The organism is Polaribacter sp. AHE13PA, from assembly GCF_019278505.1.
Lineage (GTDB): Bacteria > Bacteroidota > Bacteroidia > Flavobacteriales > Flavobacteriaceae > Polaribacter.
This window is the reverse complement of the sequence record NZ_CP058985.1, coordinates 2,082,508-2,107,607: the sequence shown is the minus strand read 5'-3', so window position 1 is coordinate 2,107,607 and position 25,100 is coordinate 2,082,508. Positions and strand designations below refer to the sequence as shown.

Genomic DNA, 25,100 nt, shown 5'->3' with positions numbered 1-25,100 from the left:
TTATAAAAAGAGATTGCTTCGTACCTCGCAATGACAGAAGTAAAATAAATAGTAATAAATAAAACGTCATTCCGAATGAAGTATGACTGAAGGAATCTTGTAATTTGAATTAACAGATTGCTTCGTACCTCGCAATGACAGAATATATAAGAAATGACAATTTTAGATAAAATAATAGCATTTAAAAAGAAGGAAATTGCTAAGATAAAAGCAGAAGTTCCTGTTCAGAATTTAGTGAAAAGTCCTAGTTTTGGAAGAACAACTTTTTCATTAAAAAAATCTTTGTTAGAAGTTGGTTCTACCGGAATTATTGCAGAGTTTAAACGTCAATCTCCATCAAAAGGAATCATTAACGACCAAGCAACTATTGCAGAGGTTACCAATGGGTATTTAGATGCCAATGTAGCGGCACAATCTATTTTAACAGACACTTCTTTCTTTGGTGGAACGATGGCAGATTTAATGGAGGCGAGAATTATCAATCAACAAAAACCTATTCTTAGAAAAGATTTTATTGTTGATGGATTTCAAATTGTAGAAGCAAAAGCAATTGGAGCAGATGTAATTTTATTGATAGCATCTTGTTTAACAGCAACCGAATTAAAAAACTACGGAAACTTAGCAACAGATTTAGGTTTAGAAGTTTTATATGAAATTCATACCCAAGAAGATTTAGATAAGATCAACGATTTAGACAATAAAATCATCGGAATCAACAATAGAAATCTTAATACTTTTGAAGTTGATTTAGAACATTCTATTAAATTGGCAGGTCAAATTCCTGATACTTGTTTAAAGGTTTCAGAAAGCGGAATTTCTGACCCAAAGATAATTACAGGATTGAAAGAATTTGGTTTTCAAGGTTTTTTAATAGGAGAAAACTTTATGAAAACAGACAACCCGGGAGAAGCTTGTTTAGAATTTATCAATCAAATTAGATAAATATGAAACTGAAAGTTTGCGGAATGAAATTCACAGAAAATATCCAACAAGTTGCAGCGTTGCAACCTGATTATTTGGGCTTTATTTTCTATGAAAAATCAAAAAGAAATTTTGAAGGAATTATTCCAGAATTTTCTAATTCGATAAAAAAAACGGGTGTTTTTGTAAATGAATATGTTGAGATTGTTATTTCTTTAGTTGAAGAATATAGATTAGAAGCTATTCAGTTACACGGAGATGAATCTGTTGAATATGTTATCAATTTAAAAAAGCAATTAGCAGAAAATAGAGTTTTGTTTATTGAAGAAAACAAGACGATAAAAAAGCAAAAAAACAAACACTACATTTCTAAAAATGAAGTTGAGGTTATTAAAGTATTCGGAATTAAAGACGAATTTAATTTTGATGTTTTGAAGCCTTATTTAGAAGTTGTAGATTTCTTTCTGTTTGATACTAAAGGTAAAGAAAGAGGCGGAAACGGAACAAAATTTGATTGGTCTGTTTTAGAAAAATATCCTTTTGAAAAGCCTTTCTTTTTAAGTGGAGGAATCGGTTTAGAAGATGTAAAAGAAGTACAAAAAATATTAAAATCTAATTTACCAATTTACGCTTTAGATGTAAATAGTAAATTTGAAAGTAAACCAGGAGTTAAGAAAATAGAAGAGTTAGAAAAATTTAAAAATAAAATATCTGTGTAATTGTGTAAAAGTTGAATTGTCTAAAAAAGCACATCAACAATTACACGATTAAACAAATAAACAATTACACAATTTAAGATATGAAATCAAAATTTCACCCAGACAAAAATGGTTATTACGGACAATTTGGAGGTGCTTTTATCCCAGAATTGTTATATCCGAATGTAAAGGAGTTAGAAGATAATTACCTTCAAATTTTAGAATCGGAAGAGTTTCAAGAGGAATATAAATCCTTATTAAAAGATTACGTGGGACGCCCAAGTCCGTTGTATTTGGCAAAACGTTTGTCAGAAAAATACGGTGCTTTTATTTATTTAAAACGAGAAGATTTAAACCATACAGGAGCACATAAAGTAAACAATACGATTGGTCAGATTTTGGTTGCTAAGAAATTAGGAAAAACTAAGATTATAGCAGAAACAGGCGCAGGGCAACACGGAGTTGCTACTGCTACTGTTTGTGCTTTAATGGGCTTAGAATGTACTGTTTTTATGGGTGAAAAAGACATTGAGCGTCAAGCACCAAATGTTGCTCGTATGAAAATGTTGGGTGCAAAAGTAATTCCTGCTTTAAGCGGAAGTAGAACTTTAAAAGACGCAACAAATGAAGCGATTCGTTATTGGATTCAGCATCCAGAAACGTTTTACTTAATTGGTTCTGTAGTTGGTCCGCATCCGTACCCAGATATGGTTGCACGTTTACAAGCAGTAATTTCAGAAGAAATGAAATGGCAGCTAAAAGAGAAAACAGGAAAAGAAAACCCGGATACAATAATTGCATGTGTTGGAGGAGGTTCTAATGCTGCTGGGGCTTTTTATCACTATATGGATGATGAAGAGGTAGAACTAATAGCAGTAGAAGCTTCTGGTTTAGGAGTGAATTCTGGAGAAAGTGCTGCCACTTCTCAATTAGGACAAGTAGGAATTATTCATGGTTCTAAAACCATTTTAATGCAAGATGAATACGGACAAATTGTTGAACCTTATTCTATTTCAGCAGGTTTAGATTATCCGGGAGTTGGCCCTTTACATGCGTTTTTATACGAAAGTAAAAGAGCTAAGTTTATGGATGCTACAGATAAAGAAGCATTGGCAGCAGCATATGAATTAACTAGAATTGAGGGAATTATTCCTGCCTTAGAAAGTGCGCATGCTTTGGCTGTTTTATCAAAAATTAAATTTAAAAAGGACCAAGTTGTGGTGGTTAATTTATCGGGTAGAGGAGATAAAGATTTAGAAACGTTTATCAATCATTTAGAAGACTAATGAATTCTAAAATAACACATATAGAAAGTGAGTTGGTGTCTTTAAGAGACGATTTAAAAAATCACGAATTGTATAAAAAACTAAACTCTGTAGATGATATTAAAACATTTATGGAAGCACATGTTTTTGCTGTTTGGGATTTTATGTCGCTTTTAAAAGCATTGCAAATCAACTTAACAACGGTTTCAATTCCTTGGATTCCGAAGAAGAACACCAACTTAGTTCGTTTTATCAACGAAATTACGTTGGCAGAAGAAAGTGACGTTAATAAAGATGGCGTTTTAAAAAGTCATTATGAAATGTATTTAGATGCAATGCAAGAAATGAATGCAGATTGCTCTAAAATAGCAGGTTTTATTGATGAAATTTCTAAAGGTGAAGACGTTTTTAAATCTATTGATAATTTAGAAGTGCATAACGCTATAAAGGACTTTGTTACGTATACTTTTAAAATAATTGATACTAAAGAAGATCATAAAATTGCAGCAGCTTTTACATTTGGTAGAGAGGATATTATACCAGATATGTTTATAAAAATTGTAGGAGAAACAACTTTAAAAAGTAATAAAAAGTTTGATAATTTTATCTATTATTTAGAAAGACATATTGAGTTAGATGGAGATGAACATGGACCTTTATCATTACAAATGATTGAGGAATTATGTGGTAATGATGAAAAGAAATGGCAAGAAGTTTTAGAGGTTGCTAAAGAATCTTTGCAAGTAAGAATTAATTTGTGGAGTGCTGTAGAAGAAGAATTAAAAAGTAAAAACGAACCAATTTTAGCATGAAAAAATTAGAAACAATCTTTCAGGAAAAGAAAAATTTATTATCGATTTATTTTACTTGTGGTTATCCTAAATTAGATGATACTACTAAGGTAATTACTGCATTAGAAAAAAGTGGTGTAGATTTTATAGAAGTTGGTTTACCATATTCAGATCCTTTAGCAGATGGTCCTACGATACAAGAAAGTAGCCAAAAAGCATTAGAAAACGGAATTAATTTAGACATTATATTCGATCAATTAATGACGATTAAAGACACTAATAAAACACCTTTAGTTTTAATGGGGTATTTAAATCAGATGATTAAATATGGTGAGGATAAGTTTTGTCAGAAAGTAGTAGATTGTGGTATAGAAACAGTTATTATTCCAGATTTACCAATGGTAGAGTTTGAAAATCATTATAAAACATTGTTTGAAAAATACGGAATTACAAGTGTATTTTTAATTACTCCGCATACATCCGAAGAAAGAATTAGAAAAATAGATGCGTATTCTAAAGCGTTTATTTATGTAGTTGCTTCTGCTTCTATTACCGGTGCAAAAGGCGATATATCTAATCAACAAATTGCATATTTCGAAAGAATTAAAAACATGAACTTGCAAAGTAATTTAATTGTTGGTTTTGGTATTTCTGATAAGCAAACCTTTACAACTGCTTGTAAATATGCAAACGGAACCATTATTGGTTCTGCATTTATAAAGAACTTAGGAGAAAATGGTATTGATAAAATTGATGATTTTATTAAACCTATAATAAGTTAAGAAACTCTTAAATATTTCTTAAAGAGTATTTAAAAAAACGTTATAAACTTAATAAAGTTTAATTTGGTCATTAAAACCTCAGTAATAATGATTAAAAAGACTTTATTTTTTTATGCAGTTCTATTTAGTACAACTGTTTTAATTGCTCAAAGCACCTTAATAAGAATGCCATCTATAAGCCCAGACGCTTCTAAGATGGCATTTAGTTTTGATGGTGATATTTGGGTTCTCGATTTAAAAACAAATCAGCCTAAAAGGCTAACAATTCATCAAGCTTATGAGACCAGTCCTACATGGAATTCAGAAAGTAATCAGTTAGTTTTTACTTCTAATAGAAGAGGAAATACAAACATTTTTAAAACAGGTTTAAACGGAGGAATCCCTAAACAATTAACATACTATCCTACAACAGATACACCGAGTCAGTGGAATGCTGATGGAGAAATTATATTTTCAAGTAATAGAATTTATAAAGGAACAGAAAGAGAAACATCAATTTATAAAATTAACGAAAACGGAGAAACTCCTAATCGTTTTATGACTGCTTTAGGTAGTCAGGCTTCTATATCGCCTAACGGTAATTTAGTTGCTTTTGTAAAAGGAACTTGTAGAATTTCTAGAGAAGATTATAACGGTCCTGCACAAAGAGATATTTGGATTTATAATATAAAGACCCAAAAATATCATCAAATTACTACAAGTAACAAAAACGATCATTCTCCGTTTTGGGATGCGCAAAGCAATTTGTTTTATATAGGTGCAGAAAGCGGTAGATATAATATTTATAAAACTTTATTAAATACAAACGGTAGCAAAAATGGTACAGAAAATAAGTTAACAGATTTAAAAGTTAATGGTGTTTTATCTTACTCTGTAAGTAACAATGGTACTATTATTTACAACAGCGGATTAGATGTTTTTAAAATAGAAAATGGATCAACATCAAAAATAAACCTAAACTTAGCAACAGATAATAGATTTGAGTTAGAAGAAACAGAAACGGTTTCTAGCGGAATTAAAGATTTAAATGTTTCGCCAAACGGAAAATTAATAGCGTTAAGTATTAACGGAGAAATTTTTGTGAAAGAAAATAATAAGGATAAAAAGAAAACAAATAATGTTAGTAATAATCCTTTTAAAGATGATAATCCTTTTTGGATAGACGATAATACATTAGGTTTTTTATCAGATAGAAACGGTCAAAATGAGCTATATAAAGTTTTTTCTACAGATGATAAAGTAAACTTAAGTAGAAGCCTAAAAACGAAAGTTACAAAACTAACAAAAAGTAAAATTGATGTTTTTGAACCATTAGTTTCGCCAAATGGAAAGAAAATTTCTTATAGAATTGGTAGAGGACAATTGGTAATTGCAGATTTAAAAGAGGGTAAAATAGTTAACGTTAAAAGTTATTCTGATACTTGGGCAGCTGCAGAGGGTGTAGCTTGGAGTCCGGATAGCAAGTACATTGCATATTCTCAGGATGATTTAAATTTTGATAGTGAAATCTATATTCAATCTATAGAAAATCCATCTAAAAAGATAAATGTTTCTATGCATCCTAGGTCAGATTCTTCTCCGGCTTGGAGTCCAGACGGAAAAAAACTTTCTTTTGTTTCTAATAGAGCAGGAGATAGAGGAGGTATTAATTATGATACTTGGATGATTTGGTTACAAAAATCTGATTGGGAAAAAACCAAAACAGATTTTGAAGAAGGAGATTATTACAGTTCTAAAGAAGATGTTAAAAGCAAGGATGAAAAGAAAGTTGTTGATGTAAAAATTGATGAAGATAAAATTTACGACAGACTTGTACAGTTAACAAATTGGGCAGGTAATGAAAGCGGAAGATTTTTTAGTGCAGATAGTAAGAGTATTTATATTGCAGCTTTAGATGCAACAACAGGTGAAAGTGGTTTGTATAAATTAGACTTAAAAGGAGGCAAACCAAAATTAGTTAAAGGTGTTGGTGGTTTACGCGGTTATAGTTTACATAAGGATAACTTGTATTATGCTGCAGAAGGAAAGTTAAAATCTTTAAACTTAAAATCTGATAAAGTTTTATCATTCTCTCATTCAGCTACCTATACAACTAACTTTAGTAAACTAAATGAACAAGTTTTTGAAGAAGGTGTTAGGGCAATTACTGCAGGTTTTTATGATCCTAAGTTTCATGGATATAATTGGGATAAAATTGTAGAAAGATACCGACCAATGGTTTTAGCTGCCGAAAGTAAACATGACTATTCTTTTATGTTTAACAACATGTTAGGGCAGTTAAATGCAAGTCATATGGGATATAGAGGTAAAACGCCAGAAAAAGTTTCTAATGATAATATTGGTTTATTAGGTTTGGATGTTTCTAATGTAAAAAAAGGAGTGAAAATAAACTTTATCTTACCAAACTCTACAGCAACAAAAAACAATGTTTCTTTGCAAAAAGGAGATGTTATTACCGCTGTAAATGGAGTAGAAATTAAAGAAAATACTAACTTTTATAGTTTGTTAAAAAATACTTCTGAAAATGAAATCTTATTAAATCTAGCTGATAAAAGAGAAATTGTGGTAAGAACAGAATCTACGAGAACGATTAGTAATTTGCGTTATGAAGAATGGATAAACTCTAGAAAAAAGTTAGTAGATGAATATTCTAACGGGCAATTAGGATATATTCATATACAAGGAATGAATTTACCAAGTTTTGAGCGTTTTGAAAGAGAGTTAAAAGCAAGTGGTTATGGTAAAAAAGGAATTGTAATAGATGTTAGAAATAATGGTGGAGGTTGGACTACAGACCGTTTAATGGCTGTTTTAACAGTGCAACAACATTCTTACACTGTACCAAGAGGCGCAACTGATAATTTACAAAGAGATAACAAAAATTTCTCTGGCAATTATCCTTTTAACGAAAGAGCTTTATTGGCTGTAAATACAAAGCCTTTAGTTGCTTTAACAAATGAAAGCAGTTATTCTAATGCAGAAATTTTTGCACACGCATTTAAAAGTTTTAAGTTAGGTAAAGTAGTAGGGCAACCAACCTTTGGAGCTGTAATTTCTACAGGTTCTCAAAGATTGCAAGATGGTTCTATTAGAATGCCTTATAGAGCTTGGTATGTTAAAGAATCTGGTATGAATATGGAAAACGGACCTGCAGTACCAGATATTTTAGTACAAAATAAACCGGGATGGAAAGCAAGGGGAGAAGATGATCAGTTAAAGAAAGCTGTAGAGGTTTTATTGCAAGATTTAAATTAGTGAATAAATAATAAGCATAAAAAAAGCGAAACTTAATAAGTTTCGCTTTTTTTTGTAGTTTAATAACTAGTCTAGTTATTAACGCTAATTAATTTTACATCAAAGGCTAAAGGAGTATAACCAGGAATAGCGCCACTTCCGTACTGTCCATAACCCAAAGTATAAGGGACTAAAAGAATACCTTCTCCACCTTCTTTAAAGTATGTAATGCCTTCTGTCCAACCAGCAATTACTTGACTTAAATTAAAGTCTATTCCAGACACAGTGCTTTCATCAAAAGTCTCTCCGTTTAAAAAAGTTCCTTTGTAAGAAACAGTTACGTTAGAAGCACTTGTTGGTTGTGCTCCTGTTCCTTCTGTATTTATAACGTAATATAAACCAGACTCTGTTTTTATAGCATCTAAATCGTTGTCATCAATATATTTTAAAATAGCAACCTCATTTTGTGCTTCATAACTATCATGAACAGCTAAAACTTCTATTTCAAAAACTAAAACAGTTCCACAAGGAATAGATCCAGTAGAGTTTCCAGATTCTCCAAAAGCTAATTCAGAAGGAATAATTAAAGTTCCACTTCCTCCTTCTTTAAATAGTTGAATTCCTTCACTTAATCCAGGGATTAATGTGCTTAAATTTAGAGCAATAGATTCACTTTCAGCATTACCAGTTCCGTCTAAAAAATATGTTTTATATTTAACATCTACAATAGAATTTTCAGTTGGAGTTTCTCCTGTACCTTCATTGTTTACAGTATAATATAAGCCAGATTCAGTCTTTGTAGTTATTAAGTCTTTACTCTCAATATATTCAACAATGTCTTCATCTGTTTGAGGTGTACAAGTAGTTTCATCATCGCTAATACAAGAGGTAAAAAGAATTACTGATAAAAAAAGTGTTAAGTAGGATTTCATTTTATAGTTTTAAAATTTCGGGCTAATATAAAATAATTAAAAATCATTATAAATTAAAATTTTATAAACTATTCCTGAAATTTTGTTATATTATTCACTAAAATAAATAAGGAATTACCAAAAGAGCTGGAAATAGATCTCTATCAGTAGAATTAGAAGGAGGGAACTATGCATGGTGTACTTGTGGTTTGTCTGAAAATAAACCTTTATGTGATGGTTTTCATAAATAATAATGTTACTCTTAAATAATTAGGATCGACAATTATTTTATGTTTTACAAACCTTTTTTTATATTGATGTTAAGTTCTCAAGTATTTTTACTTCACTTATTTTTTTGTTTTAATTCCCTTTAATTATTAGTGTTAGAAAGAAAACTTCTTAAATTTGAATATTAATTTGATTATGGTTAAAAATTTAATTAGATATTTTAAGGGCATTTATTTTATTAAAGCATTTTTAGTTGCTTTAGCCATGGTAATTGCTGTAATTGTCTCTGTGTATTTTTTCGATAGTTTTGATGTAGGGTTTAGTATTGCCTTAGGCGCTATTTTATGTGCACCATCAGATGTCTCAGGTAGTGTGAAACATAAGTTTTATGGAATGTTAGCGTCTCTAATTTTAGCTTTCTCTATCACATTTTTAATTGGTTATTTTAACAATTACCTTCCTGTTTTAGTTCCTTTACTAATCATTTTAGTCTTTTTAATTTCTTATATTTCTGTATTTGGTTTTAGGGCTTCTTTAATTTCCTTATCCGGTTTAATTGCTTTGGTTTTGGCTTTTGGACATCAAAGCACAGAAATTAGTATTTTAGAACATTCATTATTTATTGTCTTAGGAGGTGTTTGGTATTTAGTTTTAGCAATTTCAACACAATTGTTATTACCCAGAGTTCAGGCGGACTTTTTATTTGTTGAATTGTTGGAGAAAACAGCAGAATTTATAAAAATAAGAGGAAAACTGTTAGCGGAAGAAAATGATAGAACAAGTCTCTTAGAGGAAAACTTTAAATTGCAAACAGCTATTAATGAACTTCAAGAGAATATTCGGGAAGTTGTTTTAGAAAAAAGATTCAATTCCGGGTTTAGTAATAGAACAAGACGTCAGCAATTAATTTTTTCTAAAATTATTGAAATCTATGAGCTTGCTATTTCAAATGCCATTGATTATGACAAATTCGATACTTTATTTAAAGAGCACCACGAGAAAGTAGATGAGTTTAAACTTTTAATTTTTGAAGTTTCAGATAAACTAAATCACATTTCAAAAGTTATTCTAAAGGAAGAAAAACTTACGTATAAAAATAATTTTAAGGTTTTAATAAAAAAAATAGAAAATCATATTCAAATTTATAAAGTAGATATTGGCTTGCCAGAATCTAGAGAAGGAGTAATTTTTCTATTAAATTATAAAGCGTATCAAGAAAAACAAATTAGTAATTTAATGGATATCGTTAGAATTTTAGATAACTATTCTAAAAACGATAAAATTAGAGCTATTAAAGACGCGGAACAGTTTTTAACGCCTCAAGATTATGATGTTAAAAAACTAAAAGCAAATTTCACTTTTAAGTCACCTATCTTTAGACATTCTTTACGATTAACGCTTACCATGCTTATTGGTTTTGCTATTGGTTTTGTTATAGAAATGCAGCAATCTTATTGGATTTTGTTAACGATAGTCGTTATAATGAGACCTAGTTATGGTTTAACTAAAGAAAGAACAAAGAACAGGGTAGTAGGTACGTTAATAGGAGCAGCTGTAGGAGTTGGAATTATTTTTTTAACTCAAAATCCAGTAATTTATGCTGTAATAGCTGCCGTTTCTTTAATAATAGGTTTTTCTTTAGTGAAGGAAAATTATAGAAATGCAGCAGCTTTTATTACGCTATATGTCATTTTTATGTATGCTTTAATTCACCCTAATATTTTAACGGTTATTCAGTTTAGGGTGATTGATACTCTTATTGGTTCTATGCTAGCATACGTTGCAAATTATCTTTTTTGGCCTGCTTGGGAAGCTAAAAATATTAAGGAGGTTTTATCGAAATCAATTGAAGGTTTTTCAGATTTTTTAAAACAAATAGCTATTTTTTATCACGAGAAAGGAGAAGTGCCTACTATATATGCTTTGGCCAGAAAAGAAGCCTTTTTACAAGTAGGAAACTTAAATGCGGCGTATCAAAGATTAGCACAAGAACCAAAATCTAGACAAGAAAATATTGCAGTATTTTATGAACTTATAACCATAATTAATACGTATTTGTCTTCTCTTTCTTCTTTAGGGATGTATATTAGAACGAATGAAACAGGTAAGGTGCCCGAACAATTTGAAGTTTATGTTAAGCACATTTTATCCAATTTAGAAAAGGCGATGGAACTCTTAAATAATTCGGAGTCTACCATTTGTTTGGATACAGAAGAGTTAGGTTTTGCTGCCAAGAACTATGATGATTACTTTCAAAGTTTATCAAACCAAAGAGACAAAGAAATAGCAAAGGGATTGCCTATTACAAAAGAAATGAGATCTCAATTACACGAAACACAAATGGTCTCTGAACAGGTTAGGTGGTTGTTAAGCTTGTCTGAAAGTTTGATAAAAAACATCAAGAAAGTTTAGTTTTTTATCAAACTTATATTCAATTTAGAAAGTGTTTTTAATAAACTTTTTCACCATTTAAGAAAGTAGAAACGGCCTTTGTATTCGGTATATTATTGCCTTTAACTTTCATAATATCTTGATTTAGAATTACAAAATCTGCAAATTTACCCACTTCAATAGAACCTTTTTCGTCTTCTTCAAAATTAGAATAAGCTGCCCAAATGGTCATTCCTTTTAAAGTTTCTTCTCTGGTTAAGGCATTTTCCATCTGAAAACCATTTTCAGGATAATTGTTGAGGTCTTTTCTGATAGTAGCAGCGTAAAACGTTAAAAATGGATTTACTTGCTCTACTGGAAAATCGGTACCCAAAGCAATTTTTCCATATGTATTTAATAAGTCTTTAAAAGCATAAGCACCTTTTATTCGCTCTTTTCCGATTCTATCTTCTGCCCAATACATATCTGAAGTTGCATGCGTTGGTTGTACAGAAGGTAATATATTATCAAAGTTTTTAAAATCATCAGGAGCAATAATTTGTGCATGTTCTATTCTCCAACGTCTGTCTTTTTCATCTTTTAAAACTTCTTTATAGGTTTTTAAAAGCCAAGTATTTGCAGAATCTCCAATAGCGTGCGTATTCATTTGAAAATTGGATGCAGCAATTTGTCTTGCAATTTCTTGATATCTCTCTGGGCTATAAATTAAGGCACCAAAATGGTTTTCTCTATCAGAATATGGTATGCGCATTGCAGCTCCTCTAGAACCTAAAGCGCCGTCTCCATACACTTTAAAAGAACGAACGTTTAATCTGTCAGTTTTTACAATGCCGTTGTTAATATAATAGTCTATTTCTTGTTGATTATCGCCAGAAACCATTGCATAAATACGCATTTTTAAATTTCCAACTTGTTGTAAACTATCAATTAGTTCAATTGTTTTTTTGTTGATTCCTGCATCATCCACTGTGGTTAATCCATAAGAAAAAGAAATTTTTTGAGCATCTAATAACCCTTGAATTGCTTCTTGTTTTGTCGTTTCTGGAAACTTAATAAAATCCATGGCAGCATCAATTAAGACTCCAGTTAATTCGCCATCTTTCAAAATAATTTCTCCACCAGAAACTTTGGTGTCTTTTGTTATCTCAGATAAGTTTAATGCAGCTTGATTTACTAGCAAGGCATGTCCATCAACCCTACCAACTGCAACAGGAGTTGTTGGAAATAATTGATCTAATTTTTCTTTAGTAGGAAACTCTTTTACTTCCCAATCGTTTTGATCCCATCCACGACCCGTAATAAAAGTGACGTTTTTTTCTTTTTGAAAATCGACAATCTTCTCTAAAACTTCATCGTAACTTTTAGTGCCTTCTAGAGATACTTTTTGTTGCTGTAATCCCATTCTGAAAAAATGACAATGAGCATCAATTAAACCAGGTAGAATTGTTTGATTTTTTGCATCAACTATATTTTTAGATTGATATTTTTCTTGAATTTCTTTCGAAGTTCCTACAGCAATAAACTTTCCTCCCTTTATAGCAAAAGCTTCTGCTTTGTCAAAATTATTATTAACAGTATAAGCATTTGAATTGATAACAATTAAATCTGCTTGCTGTTTGTTATTACAAGAAAACAGTGCAATTGATATGGTGAAAAAGAAAAGAAGTTGTTTCATTTTGGTTTATTCTAGGTTTATGAATTTAGATAAATAAGGTATGATAAATACATCAATAAAAATTGTAACGGAATTCTAATAATAGCTATTTTTTTAGATCCAATAGCAGGTCTTTCTTTAGTAACGTCCCAAATATGAATGGGAAGAAAAAGAACCATCAGCATAAAAATACCTATTGCAGCATATTTTACGGTTGATGGAAAAAATAAGCCTAAGCCTAAACAGAATTCAATAATCCCTGCAATATAATTTACCAATCGTTTCGGTAAAAAATCGGGGATAAAGTGTTTAAAAATATCCGGTTTTATAACGTGCATAATTCCTGCGAAACAGAATAAAATACCGAAAAATATTTTTAAAATTAGGATGAAAATGTCCATGGAATTACGGTTTTACCGGAGTATTGTTATATAAATATTTATCCATTAGATAAATAATGCTTGCCATTGAGGCACTACCTAATTCTAACTCGCGTTTGTTTACTTTGTCAAAAGTATCTGTACTTGTATGGTGATAATCAAAATAACGTTGAGAATCGGGTCTGTAACCAACCAAGGTTACATTTTCTGCTTTAAGCGGACTAATATCTGCACCAGAACCGCCTTTGTCTAAATCGTGTAAACCATAAGGCGATAATAGTTTTTTCCAGCTTTGTAATAATTTTGTATTAACAGTATTTGCATCAATAGAAAAACCTCTAGGTGTATGTCCGCCACCATCAGATTCTAAAGCTCCAATATGGTTTTCTTTGTTTAGTTTTGCTAATTCAGCATATTTTTTAGCACCTTTTGTTCCGTTTTCTTCATTCATAAAAAAGACAACTCGTAAGGTGTTTTTAGGCTTAATGTTATTTTTTTTAAATAAGTAAGCAACTTCTAAAGATTGTACAATTCCTGTACCATCATCATGTGCGCCTTCTGCTAAATCCCAAGAATCTAAATGCCCACCAACAACAAAAACATTTTCTGGAGTTTCAGAACCTTTAATTTCTCCAACAACATTAAAAGAAGGAGCGTCTGGTAAAGTTTCACAATTTTGTTTAAAGTAGAATTTTAAATTAGGATTTGCTTTTAAATCATCACTTAAAATATTTGCAGCTCTAGAGCTTATTGCAGCAGTAGGTATGTGTTTTTCTTTAGGTAAATCTCCATAACTCATGGTTCCTGTATGCGGATAGTCATCAACAGCATTGGTCATAGAACGTACAATTACACCTTTTGCACCAAAGTTTCCACAAACAGCAGCTCCTTTAACACGTTGGTCTACACAACCTCCATATGCTTCAAAGGTTTTTATTAAAGTATTATCAAACGGACGATTAAAAAAAATGATTTTACCTTTCATTTTATCGCCTAAAGCTGTTGCTTCTTCTAAACTTTTTACTTCTATAACTTCTGCTAAAACACCTTCTTTAGAAGTTGCAATAGAAAAGCCTAAAGCACAAATAGGTACATTTTTTTGAACGCCGTTTATTGCATAATTAGCAACTTCCTTTTCGCCACGAACCCAATGAGGCACCATAACAGGTTGTAGCCAAACAGAATCTAAACCAACTTCTTTCATTAATTTTTCTCCCCAAATAACGGCCTTTTCAGCTTCTGGAGAACCGGACAAACGACCACCAATATTCTGAGTTAAATCTCGTAACCATTCATAAGATTTACCTTCTGTTAAAGCAGTGTTGAATAGTGTTTTTATTTTAGTGGAATCAATTTTTTCTTCTGCAGAAAATTGGGTATTGTCTATTGGTTTTTCTTGTTTTTGATTACAAGAAATTAGTAAGATTGATGATAAAAATAGTAGTAGTAATTTTTTCATGTTGGGTAGTTTATTTGATTCTATAAAGCTACAAAAATGAAATGACTATTTATTTAATTTGAAAATGAATATGATCATCATGTCTAACGGCACCACAACCATGAAATCTAATTTTAGAATTACGGAGGTTTAACCTGTTTTTAAGATGAGGTTCTATAAAAATTTTACTAATCGCATCTTCTTTTAATATTTGTATAATAAGGTTTTTGGTTGCTTTTTCTGATATTTTTAAATCTGAGTGGAAGCTTCCAAGCGTAAAATACTGAGTAAAGTCATATTGCCAAAACCCTTTTTTCTTACAAATATTGGTTTGATTACTTTCATTTTTTTTTGGAGCTACAAAGATTCCGTAGCCACTATTAGACGGTTTCGAATTTGTATTTATACCTTTTTCGGTTTGATATATAAATGATATGTCAATCTTTTTACCATCATTATGACTTAAATGTGGGAGTAGTGGAAAGCCATTAAAAAAAGGGAAATTTGCATCTAAATAAATAACTTTTAGAGAAGGCGATTCTTTTTTTATTTTTAAAGAAATACTTGTCAATACTTTTTGCATTTTAGGCGTTACATAATTTCTATTAAAGAGTTTAGTTAGAAAATTATGTGCTTCTAAGTTTTTGTTGTTTTCAATTTTAACGCGTCCAAATAATGGTGCAACTTTTGGAACAATTAAAAAGGATGCTGTTAAATATAAAGTGATGAAAAAGAATGTTCTTTTCAATTTATATTTTGATACTTTATTAGAAATCAGTAAAAATGGAATTATATATAAAAAGCCTCCAATTTGAGTTGCTACAGTTAGAAATATGAAAATTAATAAATGTAGAATTCCTTTAAAAAAATAGTTACTTCTCATTTAGAATTTTACGAGCCTCAGAAAGTATGCTTCTATGTTTTTTTGCATTTGCGTTGGTCATTGCGTTTATTTCTGTAATAACTTCAGTTAAAATCTCTTTAGCTGCCTCTTTTTTGTTATTCCTAATTAAGAATTTAGAGAGTTCAAGTCTTTCATCGTAATGAGAGTAACGTATATCAATTTTTCTCAATTGAATTTCTGCCAATTCTAGTTCTCCTTTTTGTTCTAAAGCTAAGCCGTAAAAAAAGAGCGTTTCTTTAAAGTTTTTTTGAAGGTCTATTTTGGGAGCATATGCAATAACCTTGTCGTATTCTTGAATATTATAATAACAAATAATAAGTTTGTTTATGGTGTGAGGGTCGTCTTTAAAGTTGCTTTCTAGCGCATTTTCATAGTGTTCAATTGCGTTGTGGTACTCTTTGTTTTGTGCATACGCATCGGCTAAATTAATCTTGTTTTGAAATGTGTTAGAAAATTTTAAAGCTGTTTCTAACTCCTTAATCTTTTTTGTAGGATTAATTATAGTCGTTATTTCTTCTGTAATATGAGTAACGTCTCCTTTGCTGATTACCTGTGTTAAAAGATAAATAATGCAACCAATTACCGGAATAAAGAATATGATAAAATACCAATACATATTGTTTCTATTCTTATAGGCGTGGTATGCACAATAAATTTGAAGTCCAATAACTAAGTAATATAACATAAAATTAATTTGGTAAAAAGGTTGCTTTTAAATAGGTTTTTAAAAATCGAACTTATAGGTTAAACCACCAAGTATTTGAGCTCCTTGTGTATCAAAATTTGCAAAACGTTGGTATTTTGTATTAAATACATTGTTTAACTTTAGGAAAGCCGAAAACTTATCGTTAAAATGATACCCTCCGTTTAGGTTTACATCGGTAAATGAAGCTACGTTTTCTGAACCAGTTGAGGTAGTTGGATATTGACTGCTATAAAGTGCATCTTTCCTTTCGCTAACATAAAAAATATTGGCACCTGCAAACCATTTATTTGTTTTGTATTTCGCAGAAATATTTCCTTCTACAGAAGGTAGGTTCCAAGCCTCTACTTCATTTTCTAATGTGTAACTATTGTATATTCCTTGCATACCGAATGATAAGTTTTTAGAATATTCATACTCTAATTCTGTAAAGAAGGTGTTGGTTTTTAGATCATCATAACGAACATCAAAAGAGTTGCCGTATTCATAACCTTTTAAATCCATGCTATTATAAGTAGTATTGGTTCCGTCGGACTTAGAATTGTTTCTTATAAACATTGGTTTGTCTTCTTCAGATTTAAAACTTGCTTTTACGTTAAAACTTAAATCATCTATAATTAGACCTTTAAATCCTAAAAAGAGGTTCGATTTTTCTAAAGTTTGTGTTATAAAAAGTGTTGGAGATACATAAGGATTTTCTTCTGTAAAGTTTTTGTAAGTATTGGTATGTAAATCACCCGTAATACCTGCATACACATTTAAATACTCTTCTATAATTGGTCCTTCAACAAAAACATCTGGCAGTATAAAAAAGTTATTAGCGCTGTTTTCTGAATCAAAAGAAGCAATTAATTTAAGACCCGGTTTTATAGAAAAACCTTGATATTCCATTTTATATTGAGGGTTTATGTTGATGGTAGAGGTACCATATTTTACAGGGTTAGAATTGCTGTAATCGTTTTTAAATTCTCCCTTTAAAAATTCGATACTTGTTGCTATAGAGATATCATTTAAATTAGGCAGTAAATAATCTAAAGGCAAATTTAATTTTGCTTGAAATTTTGCTAAGATTTCGCTACTTTCATGGCTATCTGTATAGTTTGCAAAGTTTACTTTTCCAGATTGAATATAAGAATCTTCAAAATTTAATTCCCCAATTAAGTCAAAATAATTAAATACTTGCTCTTCATTTATTGCAGATACAGTTGGTTCTGTAAAAGTAATATCTGGTAAACCGTACCAATTATAAAGATTTCTTTCAGAATTTAAAGTTACTTTCCAGTCGAAATAACGTTCCTGTTGTTTGTAAAATGCCCCAATATTAAAGTTAGAAAAATTACTGTTAAGTACCGAGTTTTTAACATTATCTAGAGATGCTAAATACTTAGCATTAAAACCAAACTCGTTTTCATAATTAGTACTGTGGGTTAGATATGTTTCTAAATATGGAGTTGTATAATTTCCGATACCTGCGGCTAAATAGTTCTTGTAGACCCTTTCTTTAACGCCAACATCAATGCCTTTTACAACACCACTTTTAGGAATAAAAGTAGAGGCAACTGGAGCAGAAAAAATAGTATATTCTAGTTTTTTCTTTTCGCTGTTTTTAAGCAATTCTATTTTAGGGTTTTTATTAATTTTTTTGGCATCAGAAATTTTAGGATTGTATTTTGTTACAATATTTACAACTTCTGTTTTTACGGTGTCTTTAGCCTGATCCTTTTTTTGAGCGTTTAAACTTAAAAATGAAAAATAGACTAGAAATAATGTGAAACCTTTTTTCATTATTTTTTATTGTTTTTAATTGTGTTGTCCTCTTTAATAGGAGTTACAGAGTTATTAGTTTTGGCTTCGTTTTCTTTTATATTTTTTAGCTCTTTTTTAGCTTCTTCTACAATGTCTTCAAATTGTGTAAAGTTTTTAATGATGTTTTCTAGCACAAAAGTAGCCTGATACACATCTTGCAAACCATAATAATTTTTACCCATTATAATATAACTTTTTACAGCCCAATATTTGTAAGAAGAGTAATTTGCTATTAAATTCTGAACCGTTTTATTAGAGTCTAAGTATTCTTCTTTTTGATTTTTAAAGAAAGCATTATAAAACAATGCTTCTGCTTTTAATTCTCCTGTAGCTTTACGTTCTACTTCTGTATAATATTCTTCTGCAGTGTAAAAATCTTCGGTTTTAAAAGAAGCACGTGCAATAATTATTTTAGCATCATTTTCCAATTGGATATTTAACTTCTCTTTTGCAAGAATTTTTTTAGCGTATGCAATAGCTTGGTCGTAAGCTTCTGTTTCATAATAACCTTTCATTAGATTACTCTGTGCAAATAATACATTCTCGGTAGAATAAGCTTCCAATTCTAATCGATCTAATATTTGTATGGCATTTTCAAATTCATCTCTTTCAAGAAATATTTGCGCTAATTTGGCTAGAGAATCTTCACTATATTCATTTTGTCCTTCTTCTAGAACATTTTGATAATAGGCAATAGCCTTGTTAAATTCTTTTTCCTTAAAAAGGATGTCTGCCAAATAATAATTAGCTTTTAGTTTGTGAATTCCTTCAGGAAAAGAAATGGTGTATTTAGAAAGTGCTCTAATAATTTCACTACCATCTTTTGCTTCAAAGTATTTTTTCTCTGCCACAGCAAAGGTCGTATTGTCTAAATCTGAATCTGTAACATTTATGAATTTTAAACCAGATATCCAATCTACATACTCGTTTAAATTGCCATTGTCAATATAAATATTTCTAGCATTTGCAACTGCCTCAAAAGCATCTGGAGAATTTGGGAATTGATTGGTAGTTTGTTTAAACTTTTCTAAAGCTTTTTTACTATCATTTTCACTGTAATACAATAGACCCTGACGGACTAATGCCTTTGGGAGAAAAATACTATTTGGATGTTTTTCTATTAATCTGTTGTAGGCATTATGTGCATTGTTATTCTCTTTTATTACGGTGTATGTATTTGCAAGTTGAAATAAAGCGTCATCTTTTAAGTTAGAAATCTGGTATTTATTTACCACATTGGTAAGCGCTGTAATTTTAGCTTGATTGTCTTCTATAAAGCCATAACTCATTCCAATTTGATACTGCGCATAATCTGCTTCTGCACCATAGGTATTAACAACCGTAGTGTAAGCATTAATGGCGCTTCTGTAATTTCTAATAGCAAAGTAACTATCACCTAAACGAATGTATGCATCGTCTTTAATGTCTTTTTCTAGAGAACCATCTTTTAAGAAGTTCTCGAAAGATACGGCTGCATCTGCATAATTTTTTAGTGTAAAATTACTGTAGCCTATATTGTAATCAATTAGTTTAAAATCTTCATCTTTTGATTTCAATTCCTTTTTTAAAGCAGTAAATTTAGAAAGTGCTTCTTTCGGGTTATCTAATTGATACAAAGTTTCTGCTTCCCAATATTTAGATTTTTCTCTAATAGATACTTCTGTTGCTTTTTTACCTGCAACAAACAAAGGCAATGCTTCTTGTAATTTTTGATCATTAAATAATTGAATACCTCTGTATAGAGAAACTTCAGAAATTAATGAATTATTTTTTTCAGTTTTCTTTTCGTTTAAAAAGACCAAAGCACCTTTAAAATCCTGTTGGTGTAAGAAAGAAGAAACTACTAAATCGTTAATTTCTTCATAAGCTGTAGATTTTGGATATTCTTTTAAATACTCTTGTAAAACTTCAGCAACACTTTTAAAAGGGTTTCCTGCTTCATAACTCAATTTCGCATAATTTAAAGCAGCATCTTCTTTAATTTTTCTGTCAAAATCCATTTCAGAAGCAGTTTTAAACGCATTTAAAGCCTCTGTCTTTTTCTCTAAATTAAGGTAACATTCACCTAAGTGATAATATGCATTTTGAGAAATAAAGTTTTTCTCATCTATAATTTTATTAAAATTACTAATCGCGTTTTCAAAATCGTTTTGTTTGTAATATGCATATCCTAATTGATAGAAATCGGTGTTGTTCCATTTTCCTTTTTTACCGGTATAAGCTTTTAAATACGGAATTGCTTCACTGTATTTTTCTAAATTAAAATAGCTCTCTCCAATTATTTTAGAAATTTCAGACCTATCTTTTCTAGGAAAGGTGTTAATTAATTCTTTACCAACTTTAATACAGCGTTCAAACTTACCTGCTTGAAAACTAATATCTAACAGGTAATAAGAAATTTCTACACGGTAGGTTTCGTTGTCTGCAATTTCTTTAAAGGTAGATTCTGCAATGCCATAATCTTCTAATTTATATGCAATGTAACCATAATAATACCTTGCATCATTTCCGTACTTAGCATCATTAATTAAAGGAAGAAATTTTTCTTTAGCTAAAGGTAAATTATTGCTAATTACATAAGAATACCCCATTTTAAAATCGAGTTCCTTTTTATCCTCTTTAGAAAGATAAGCAGCATCTACTTTTTGGTACCATTTAAGTGCGTAAGCCGCTTTTTTATTCGCAAAGTAATAATTTGCAACTGTAAAAACTGCGGTGTTTTTTTTACTACTATTAGGGTTTTCTTCAATAAAAGTAAGCACTTTTTTATCTGCGTCTGACTGTTTTAAACGTACAGCACACATGGCATCATAATAAGCAGCATCTGCTTTTAAATTAGATCCAAGAGTAGCCGTCTCGTTTATTGCTGTAAAACTTTTTTGTGCAGCAGCATAAGCTTTATTATTAAACAATTTTATAGCATTGTTATATTTTGTGAAATTATTAGTTTCTACAATTGTTTGCTGACTATAACCTGCAAAAACAATTAATAATAAGAAACATGTAATAAAACGTTTTTTTATAAAAATAAACTTCATATAATTATTTTTGATACCTAGAATGAATAACGAACTTATTTTAATTTTGTTTGATGTTAGAAGAAAAAAATATGAAAAAATATTTTAATTCAAAAATAAGAATTGTTTATAATTCATGGTATAAAATCGTTCAAAACTTTTAAGTTTGTAAAAACAAGTTTTTTATGGAAAAACCAGTCTTATTTTTAGAGAACGCAGAGATTTATCAAAGAGAAAATTTGGTATTGTCTAACGTAAATTTATCAATACAAAAAGGAGAGTTTTATTATTTAATTGGTAAAACAGGAAGTGGAAAAAGTAGTTTAATGAAAACCCTATACGGGGATTTAAAATTACAAAAAGGCGCGGGGAGTATTGTAGACTTCGATTTAAAAAAAATAAAAGAAAAAGAGATTCCTTTTTTAAGAAGAAAAATAGGAATTGTTTTTCAAGACTTTAAATTATTAAGCGATAGAACTATTTTTGGTAATCTAGAGTTTGTTTTAAAAGCTACTGGTTGGAAAGATAAAGTTAAGATTAAAGAAAAAATTGACGAGGTTTTAGATAAAGTAGGGATGAAATCTCAAGCTTACAAAAAAACGTACGAGCTTTCTGGAGGAGAACAACAAAGAATTGCTATTGCAAGAGCGTTGTTAAATGATCCAGAATTAATTTTAGCAGATGAGCCAACAGGTAATTTAGATCCAAAAACTTCTTTAGAAGTGATGGAACTTTTAAATGAAATTCATAAAAGTGGAAAAACCATTTTAATGGCAACGCACGATTATCAGTTAATTGTAAAGTTTAAGCAAAAAACATTAAAGTGTGAGGGGGGAGAATTATTTGAAGTAGCCCAAAAAGCAACTACTTAATGCTATCTGTTCTTATACCGACATATAATTACAATACTTTTTTTTTGGTGAAAGAGATACATCAACAATTAATTTTAGAAGACATACAATTTGAAATTATTTGTTTGGATGATGGCTCTAAGTCACCTTTAAATGAAAAAAATAAGGACATAAATAAACTTTCTTTCTCTAGTTTTAAAAGTCTAGAAAATAACATTGGTAGAAGTGCAATTAGAAACTTATTAGCAAAAAAAGCAATATATAATTGGTTGTTGTTTTTAGATGCTGATGTTATTCCTGTAAATTCTAATTTTATAAAAAACTATATACATTGTTTTAAAAAAGATAAAACTGTTTTTTGTGGAGGATTATTATACCAAAATAAAAAAGAGAATTTTAGATTATTACGTTATAAATATGGGAAAAGGCACGAAGAAATTTCTGTTGATAAACGTATTGAACATCCAGATAAATATTTTTTCACTTCAAATTTTTTAGTTAGGAAAGAGATCTTTAATAGTGTGAAATTTGAAGAAAAATTAATGCAATATGGGCGAGAAGATTTGTTGTTTTCTTTAGAGTTGATAAAGAAAGGATATAAAATTGAACATATAAATAATGAGGTGTATCATTTAGGTTTAGATAAAAATGATTTGTTTGTTGCTAAAACTAAAGAAGCAATGGAAAACCTTATTTTTATTGATAAACAAAGTTTAATTGATACAAAAGAAATGCCTTTGTTAGCGTTGGTGAGAAAAATATCTATTTTAAGAATGACAAGAATAGTTGGTGTGTTTCACCTTTTCTTTGAAAAATTAGCTATCAAAAAATCTTCAGTTTTTTTCTTAAATTGTATGAAAGTAAGCTATATGTGTCATTTAAAATTAAAACATGAATAGAACTGAAATCGCCGGTTTAATTTGCTCTAAATTAATTACAAATAAAGAAGCTTTAAAAATTCAGTTTTTAGAATCTAAAGATACGATTGGTTATTTTTTTATAGATGATTTATTGCCAAAAGAACTGGCTACAGAGATTTATAATAAATTTCCTACAACAAAGGAAGCTGTTCGGAAAAAGAATTTAAGAGAGTTTAAATTTACAGCCTACCAAATGGATAACTATAATACTCTTTTAGAAGAAGTTATTTATGCGTTTCAAGACAAAAGAGTGGTCGATTTGGTTTCCGAAATTTGTGAATTAGAAGAAGTTTATAGCGATGAAAACTTGTATGCTGGTGGATTATCTTTAATGGAAAAAGATAATTTTTTAAATCCGCATTTAGATAATTCTCATGATAAGGATAGAAATAGATGGCGGGTTTTAAACCTTTTGTATTATGTAAGTCCTAATTGGACTGCCGATAATGGAGGTAATTTAGAGATTTGGCCAGAAGGATTACAAAAAACAGCAACTACCGTAGTAAGTAAATTTAACAGGTTGGTTGTTATGACAACGCATCAAAACTCTTGGCATTCTGTAAGTAAAGTAGAAAAGGATGCTGTTAGATGCTGTGTATCTAATTACTATTTTTCTAACACACCTATTTTAGTTTCGGATACTTTTCATGTAACAACATTTAGAGGAAGATCTTCAGAAAAAGTAAAAGATATTTTCTTAAGAATAGATAATACTCTGCGATCTAGTGTACGCAAATTATTTAAAAAAGGCATTAGAGAAAACCCGCATCAATACAAAAAATAGCTATTTTAAATTATTGAAGATTGACAATAGTTTTTCTTCTTGCTTCTCCCAAACCAATTCTTTTTTTGCTTTCTTTAATTCTGTAGAAAAATCCTTTTCTAGTAACCTTTTTATTTGTGTAGCAAGTTCTTTTGGATTTCTACTTTTAACGATTTCACCTACTTTATAATTTAGTACAATTTGTTTCATTTCTGGTAAATTAGAAACTAAAATAGGGACTTCGGCTTGTATGTAATCGAATATTTTGTTTGGTAAAGCATATCTGTAATTTAAGCCTAGATCTTCTTCTACACTTATCCCTAAATCTGCTAAAGGTGTTAGTTTGTGTAGTTCTATCGGAGAAATTTTACCTAAAAAATAAATGTAGTTGTTTAACTTTTTTTCGTGTACGCATTGTTTTAGGTCGTCAATAATATCACCATCACCAATAATTACTAAAAGTGTATTCTTTAAATAAGGCATGGTATCAATCATTAATTCTAGGCCTCTTCCTAAATTTACTGCACCTTGATATAGAATGATTTTTTTGTCTTTAGTATTAAAAGGAAACATACCTAACTGAATTTCTTTATCTCTAGGTAAGTTCATAATTGTTTTAAAGTCCGTTTTGTGTTTTTTATGATAAAACGCTGCAATACTTTTACAAACTGTGTAGCTGTTTTTTAGTTTTGGAAGTATCCAAGCTTCTAAATTAGACCAACATTTTTTAACCAAAGGTTTGTGTACCAATTCAGGAATTTCTGGAAATAACTCATGACTGTCATAAACTATTTTTTTCCCTTGTAACCAACTCACTAAAAAATTAGGTAATAATGTATCTAAATCATTAGAAAGTAAGATGTCTTTCTTTGAAAAAAATAAGATAAAAAATAAACGAAAATTATATTCTGCATAAAACAAAAAACCCTTGTTAAAAAATAATCGGATTCTTTTTGTGGAATAATTTCTATTTAAAGGTTGGCTATTCTTTAGTTTCCGACCTATTAAAACAATTTCAAAACCATCTTTATGTAACGTACAGCAAACTTTATCAACACGTTGGTCTGTTGATAAGTCATTTGTGACAGAAACAATTATTTTTTTCAATTTTTTTTACAGTATCAAGCAAAAATATGGTTTTAATTATCAAAATCATAAAAATGCACATCGTTATATGAATTCCTTTTTTATCAATTTTATTTTTAGAAAATTAAATGTAGTTTTGTTTAACTAATGTGTAGATTATCAGTAAGCTAACTATTACTAATCCTTTCCCCCAAATGCCTAAATGTCCATCATGTAACTCTAGTTTTAGAAAAAGACTCTCTAGGAGTTTCGTTTTAAGATTAATTCCCAATTCAAAGTTTTATAGTTGTCATAATTGTAAAACTAGATTTTTAAAAGTTCCTTATTTTTATAAAGCCATCGTGTTAAAAAGGTTTA

At 29.8% G+C, this 25,100-nt stretch carries 20 protein-coding genes; 11 read left to right on the top strand and 9 right to left on the bottom strand.

Features of this window, described 5'->3' with window-relative positions:
- Positions 1-153: 153 nt before the first annotated feature.
- The 6 genes from trpC to H0I28_RS09300 all read left to right on the top strand — a co-directional run bounded on the left by trpC (position 154) and on the right by H0I28_RS09300 (position 7,712).
- On the top strand, positions 154-942 hold the full coding sequence (gene trpC, locus H0I28_RS09325) for an indole-3-glycerol phosphate synthase TrpC (protein ID WP_218758921.1): 789 nt from the start codon (positions 154-156) through the stop codon (positions 940-942).
- A gap of 2 nt (positions 943-944) precedes the next feature.
- The gene (locus H0I28_RS09320) at positions 945-1,640 is read left to right on the top strand and encodes a phosphoribosylanthranilate isomerase (RefSeq protein WP_218758920.1); all 696 of its coding nucleotides are present in this window, start codon (positions 945-947) and stop codon (positions 1,638-1,640) included.
- Positions 1,641-1,720: 80 nt separating this feature from the next.
- Positions 1,721-2,905 carry a tryptophan synthase subunit beta gene (gene trpB / locus H0I28_RS09315; RefSeq protein WP_218758919.1) on the top strand — a complete coding sequence of 395 codons (1,185 nt, stop codon included), beginning with the start codon at positions 1,721-1,723 and terminating at the stop codon, positions 2,903-2,905.
- Positions 2,905-3,696, top strand: coding sequence for a DUF3050 domain-containing protein (locus H0I28_RS09310; protein WP_218758918.1), 792 nt, complete (start codon positions 2,905-2,907; stop codon positions 3,694-3,696). Before trpB ends, H0I28_RS09310 begins: the two co-directional genes overlap by 1 nt.
- Complete coding sequence (gene trpA / locus H0I28_RS09305) at positions 3,693-4,457, top strand: tryptophan synthase subunit alpha (RefSeq protein WP_218758917.1); 765 nt, start codon at positions 3,693-3,695, stop codon at positions 4,455-4,457. The genes H0I28_RS09310 and trpA overlap by 4 nt, the downstream gene beginning before the upstream one ends.
- A gap of 87 nt (positions 4,458-4,544) precedes the next feature.
- Positions 4,545-7,712, top strand: a complete 3,168-nt coding sequence (locus H0I28_RS09300) for a S41 family peptidase (protein WP_218758916.1) — start codon at positions 4,545-4,547, stop codon at positions 7,710-7,712.
- Positions 7,713-7,783: 71 nt separating this feature from the next.
- Here H0I28_RS09300 and H0I28_RS17720 read toward each other — a convergent pair whose 3' ends face one another.
- Positions 7,784-8,623, bottom strand: coding sequence for an FKBP-type peptidyl-prolyl cis-trans isomerase (locus H0I28_RS17720; protein WP_368384395.1), 840 nt, complete (start codon positions 8,621-8,623; stop codon positions 7,784-7,786).
- Positions 8,624-8,736: 113 nt separating this feature from the next.
- Here H0I28_RS17720 and H0I28_RS17715 point away from each other — a divergent pair, with 113 nt between their 5' ends.
- Entirely contained in the window at positions 8,737-8,853 is a 117-nt protein-coding gene (locus tag H0I28_RS17715; protein WP_218755174.1) for a CDGSH iron-sulfur domain-containing protein, read from the top strand.
- A 172-nt stretch (positions 8,854-9,025) separates the two neighbouring features.
- The gene (locus tag H0I28_RS09285; protein WP_218758915.1) at positions 9,026-11,242 is read left to right on the top strand and encodes an FUSC family membrane protein; all 2,217 of its coding nucleotides are present in this window, start codon (positions 9,026-9,028) and stop codon (positions 11,240-11,242) included.
- A gap of 37 nt (positions 11,243-11,279) precedes the next feature.
- On the opposite strand, the gene H0I28_RS09280 is transcribed toward H0I28_RS09285, so the two are convergent.
- Genes H0I28_RS09280 through H0I28_RS09250 form a run of 7 tightly spaced genes read right to left on the bottom strand, consistent with a single transcriptional unit; the run spans position 11,280 to position 21,144 of the window.
- Complete coding sequence (locus H0I28_RS09280) at positions 11,280-12,896, bottom strand: amidohydrolase (RefSeq protein ID WP_218758914.1); 1,617 nt, start codon at positions 12,894-12,896, stop codon at positions 11,280-11,282.
- A gap of 17 nt (positions 12,897-12,913) precedes the next feature.
- The gene (locus H0I28_RS09275) at positions 12,914-13,276 is read right to left on the bottom strand and encodes a MauE/DoxX family redox-associated membrane protein (RefSeq protein ID WP_218731195.1); all 363 of its coding nucleotides are present in this window, start codon (positions 13,274-13,276) and stop codon (positions 12,914-12,916) included.
- 4 nt (positions 13,277-13,280) lie between these two features.
- The gene (locus tag H0I28_RS09270) at positions 13,281-14,714 is read right to left on the bottom strand and encodes a M20/M25/M40 family metallo-hydrolase (protein WP_218758913.1); all 1,434 of its coding nucleotides are present in this window, start codon (positions 14,712-14,714) and stop codon (positions 13,281-13,283) included.
- Between the two features lie 49 nt (positions 14,715-14,763).
- The gene (locus H0I28_RS09265) at positions 14,764-15,576 is read right to left on the bottom strand and encodes a hypothetical protein (protein ID WP_218758912.1); all 813 of its coding nucleotides are present in this window, start codon (positions 15,574-15,576) and stop codon (positions 14,764-14,766) included.
- Positions 15,566-16,282 carry a hypothetical protein gene (locus H0I28_RS09260; RefSeq protein ID WP_218758911.1) on the bottom strand — a complete coding sequence of 239 codons (717 nt, stop codon included), beginning with the start codon at positions 16,280-16,282 and terminating at the stop codon, positions 15,566-15,568. Before H0I28_RS09260 ends, H0I28_RS09265 begins: the two co-directional genes overlap by 11 nt.
- Positions 16,283-16,321: 39 nt before the next feature.
- Positions 16,322-18,085: a hypothetical protein gene (locus tag H0I28_RS09255; RefSeq protein WP_218758910.1), complete on the bottom strand. Its 1,764-nt coding sequence runs from the start codon at positions 18,083-18,085 to the stop codon at positions 16,322-16,324.
- Positions 18,085-21,144: a tetratricopeptide repeat protein gene (locus H0I28_RS09250; RefSeq protein WP_218758909.1), complete on the bottom strand. Its 3,060-nt coding sequence runs from the start codon at positions 21,142-21,144 to the stop codon at positions 18,085-18,087. Before H0I28_RS09250 ends, H0I28_RS09255 begins: the two co-directional genes overlap by 1 nt.
- Positions 21,145-21,308: 164 nt before the next feature.
- On the opposite strand from H0I28_RS09250, the gene H0I28_RS09245 reads away from it, so the two are divergent.
- From H0I28_RS09245 to H0I28_RS09235, 3 genes are read left to right on the top strand one after another with little or no spacing between them, the layout of a single operon-like run.
- A complete protein-coding gene (locus H0I28_RS09245) occupies positions 21,309-21,995 on the top strand; it encodes a cell division ATP-binding protein FtsE (RefSeq protein ID WP_218731189.1) in 687 nt (228 codons plus the stop codon).
- Entirely contained in the window at positions 21,995-22,873 is an 879-nt protein-coding gene (locus H0I28_RS09240; RefSeq protein WP_302850256.1) for a glycosyltransferase family 2 protein, read from the top strand. The genes H0I28_RS09245 and H0I28_RS09240 overlap by 1 nt, the downstream gene beginning before the upstream one ends.
- Positions 22,866-23,678, top strand: a complete 813-nt coding sequence (locus H0I28_RS09235) for a 2OG-Fe(II) oxygenase (RefSeq protein ID WP_218758907.1) — start codon at positions 22,866-22,868, stop codon at positions 23,676-23,678. The genes H0I28_RS09240 and H0I28_RS09235 overlap by 8 nt, the downstream gene beginning before the upstream one ends.
- On the opposite strand, the gene H0I28_RS09230 is transcribed toward H0I28_RS09235, so the two are convergent.
- Positions 23,679-24,764: a glycosyltransferase gene (locus H0I28_RS09230; protein ID WP_218758906.1), complete on the bottom strand. Its 1,086-nt coding sequence runs from the start codon at positions 24,762-24,764 to the stop codon at positions 23,679-23,681.
- Positions 24,765-25,100: the final 336 nt, after the last annotated feature.

Bases quoted from the DNA above. Each gene is read 5' to 3' on its own strand.
- H0I28_RS17720 (WP_368384395.1), bottom strand. From the start codon at position 8,623: ATGAAATCCTACTTAACACTTTTTTTATCAGTAATTCTTTTTACCTCT.
- H0I28_RS09260 (WP_218758911.1), bottom strand. From the start codon at position 16,282: ATGTTATATTACTTAGTTATTGGACTTCAAATTTATTGTGCATACCAC.
- H0I28_RS09245 (WP_218731189.1), top strand. From the start codon at position 21,309: ATGGAAAAACCAGTCTTATTTTTAGAGAACGCAGAGATTTATCAAAGA.
- H0I28_RS09265 (WP_218758912.1), bottom strand. From the start codon at position 15,576: ATGAGAAGTAACTATTTTTTTAAAGGAATTCTACATTTATTAATTTTC.
- H0I28_RS09285 (WP_218758915.1), top strand. From the start codon at position 9,026: ATGGTTAAAAATTTAATTAGATATTTTAAGGGCATTTATTTTATTAAA.
- H0I28_RS09275 (WP_218731195.1), bottom strand. From the start codon at position 13,276: ATGGACATTTTCATCCTAATTTTAAAAATATTTTTCGGTATTTTATTC.
- H0I28_RS09250 (WP_218758909.1), bottom strand. From the start codon at position 21,144: ATGAAGTTTATTTTTATAAAAAAACGTTTTATTACATGTTTCTTATTA.
- H0I28_RS09235 (WP_218758907.1), top strand. From the start codon at position 22,866: ATGAATAGAACTGAAATCGCCGGTTTAATTTGCTCTAAATTAATTACA.
- H0I28_RS09300 (WP_218758916.1), top strand. From the start codon at position 4,545: ATGATTAAAAAGACTTTATTTTTTTATGCAGTTCTATTTAGTACAACT.
- H0I28_RS09240 (WP_302850256.1), top strand. From the start codon at position 21,995: ATGCTATCTGTTCTTATACCGACATATAATTACAATACTTTTTTTTTG.
- H0I28_RS09320 (WP_218758920.1), top strand. From the start codon at position 945: ATGAAACTGAAAGTTTGCGGAATGAAATTCACAGAAAATATCCAACAA.
- trpA (WP_218758917.1), top strand. From the start codon at position 3,693: ATGAAAAAATTAGAAACAATCTTTCAGGAAAAGAAAAATTTATTATCG.
- H0I28_RS09280 (WP_218758914.1), bottom strand. From the start codon at position 12,896: ATGAAACAACTTCTTTTCTTTTTCACCATATCAATTGCACTGTTTTCT.
- trpC (WP_218758921.1), top strand. From the start codon at position 154: ATGACAATTTTAGATAAAATAATAGCATTTAAAAAGAAGGAAATTGCT.
- H0I28_RS09255 (WP_218758910.1), bottom strand. From the start codon at position 18,085: ATGAAAAAAGGTTTCACATTATTTCTAGTCTATTTTTCATTTTTAAGT.
- trpB (WP_218758919.1), top strand. From the start codon at position 1,721: ATGAAATCAAAATTTCACCCAGACAAAAATGGTTATTACGGACAATTT.
- H0I28_RS09270 (WP_218758913.1), bottom strand. From the start codon at position 14,714: ATGAAAAAATTACTACTACTATTTTTATCATCAATCTTACTAATTTCT.
- H0I28_RS09310 (WP_218758918.1), top strand. From the start codon at position 2,905: ATGAATTCTAAAATAACACATATAGAAAGTGAGTTGGTGTCTTTAAGA.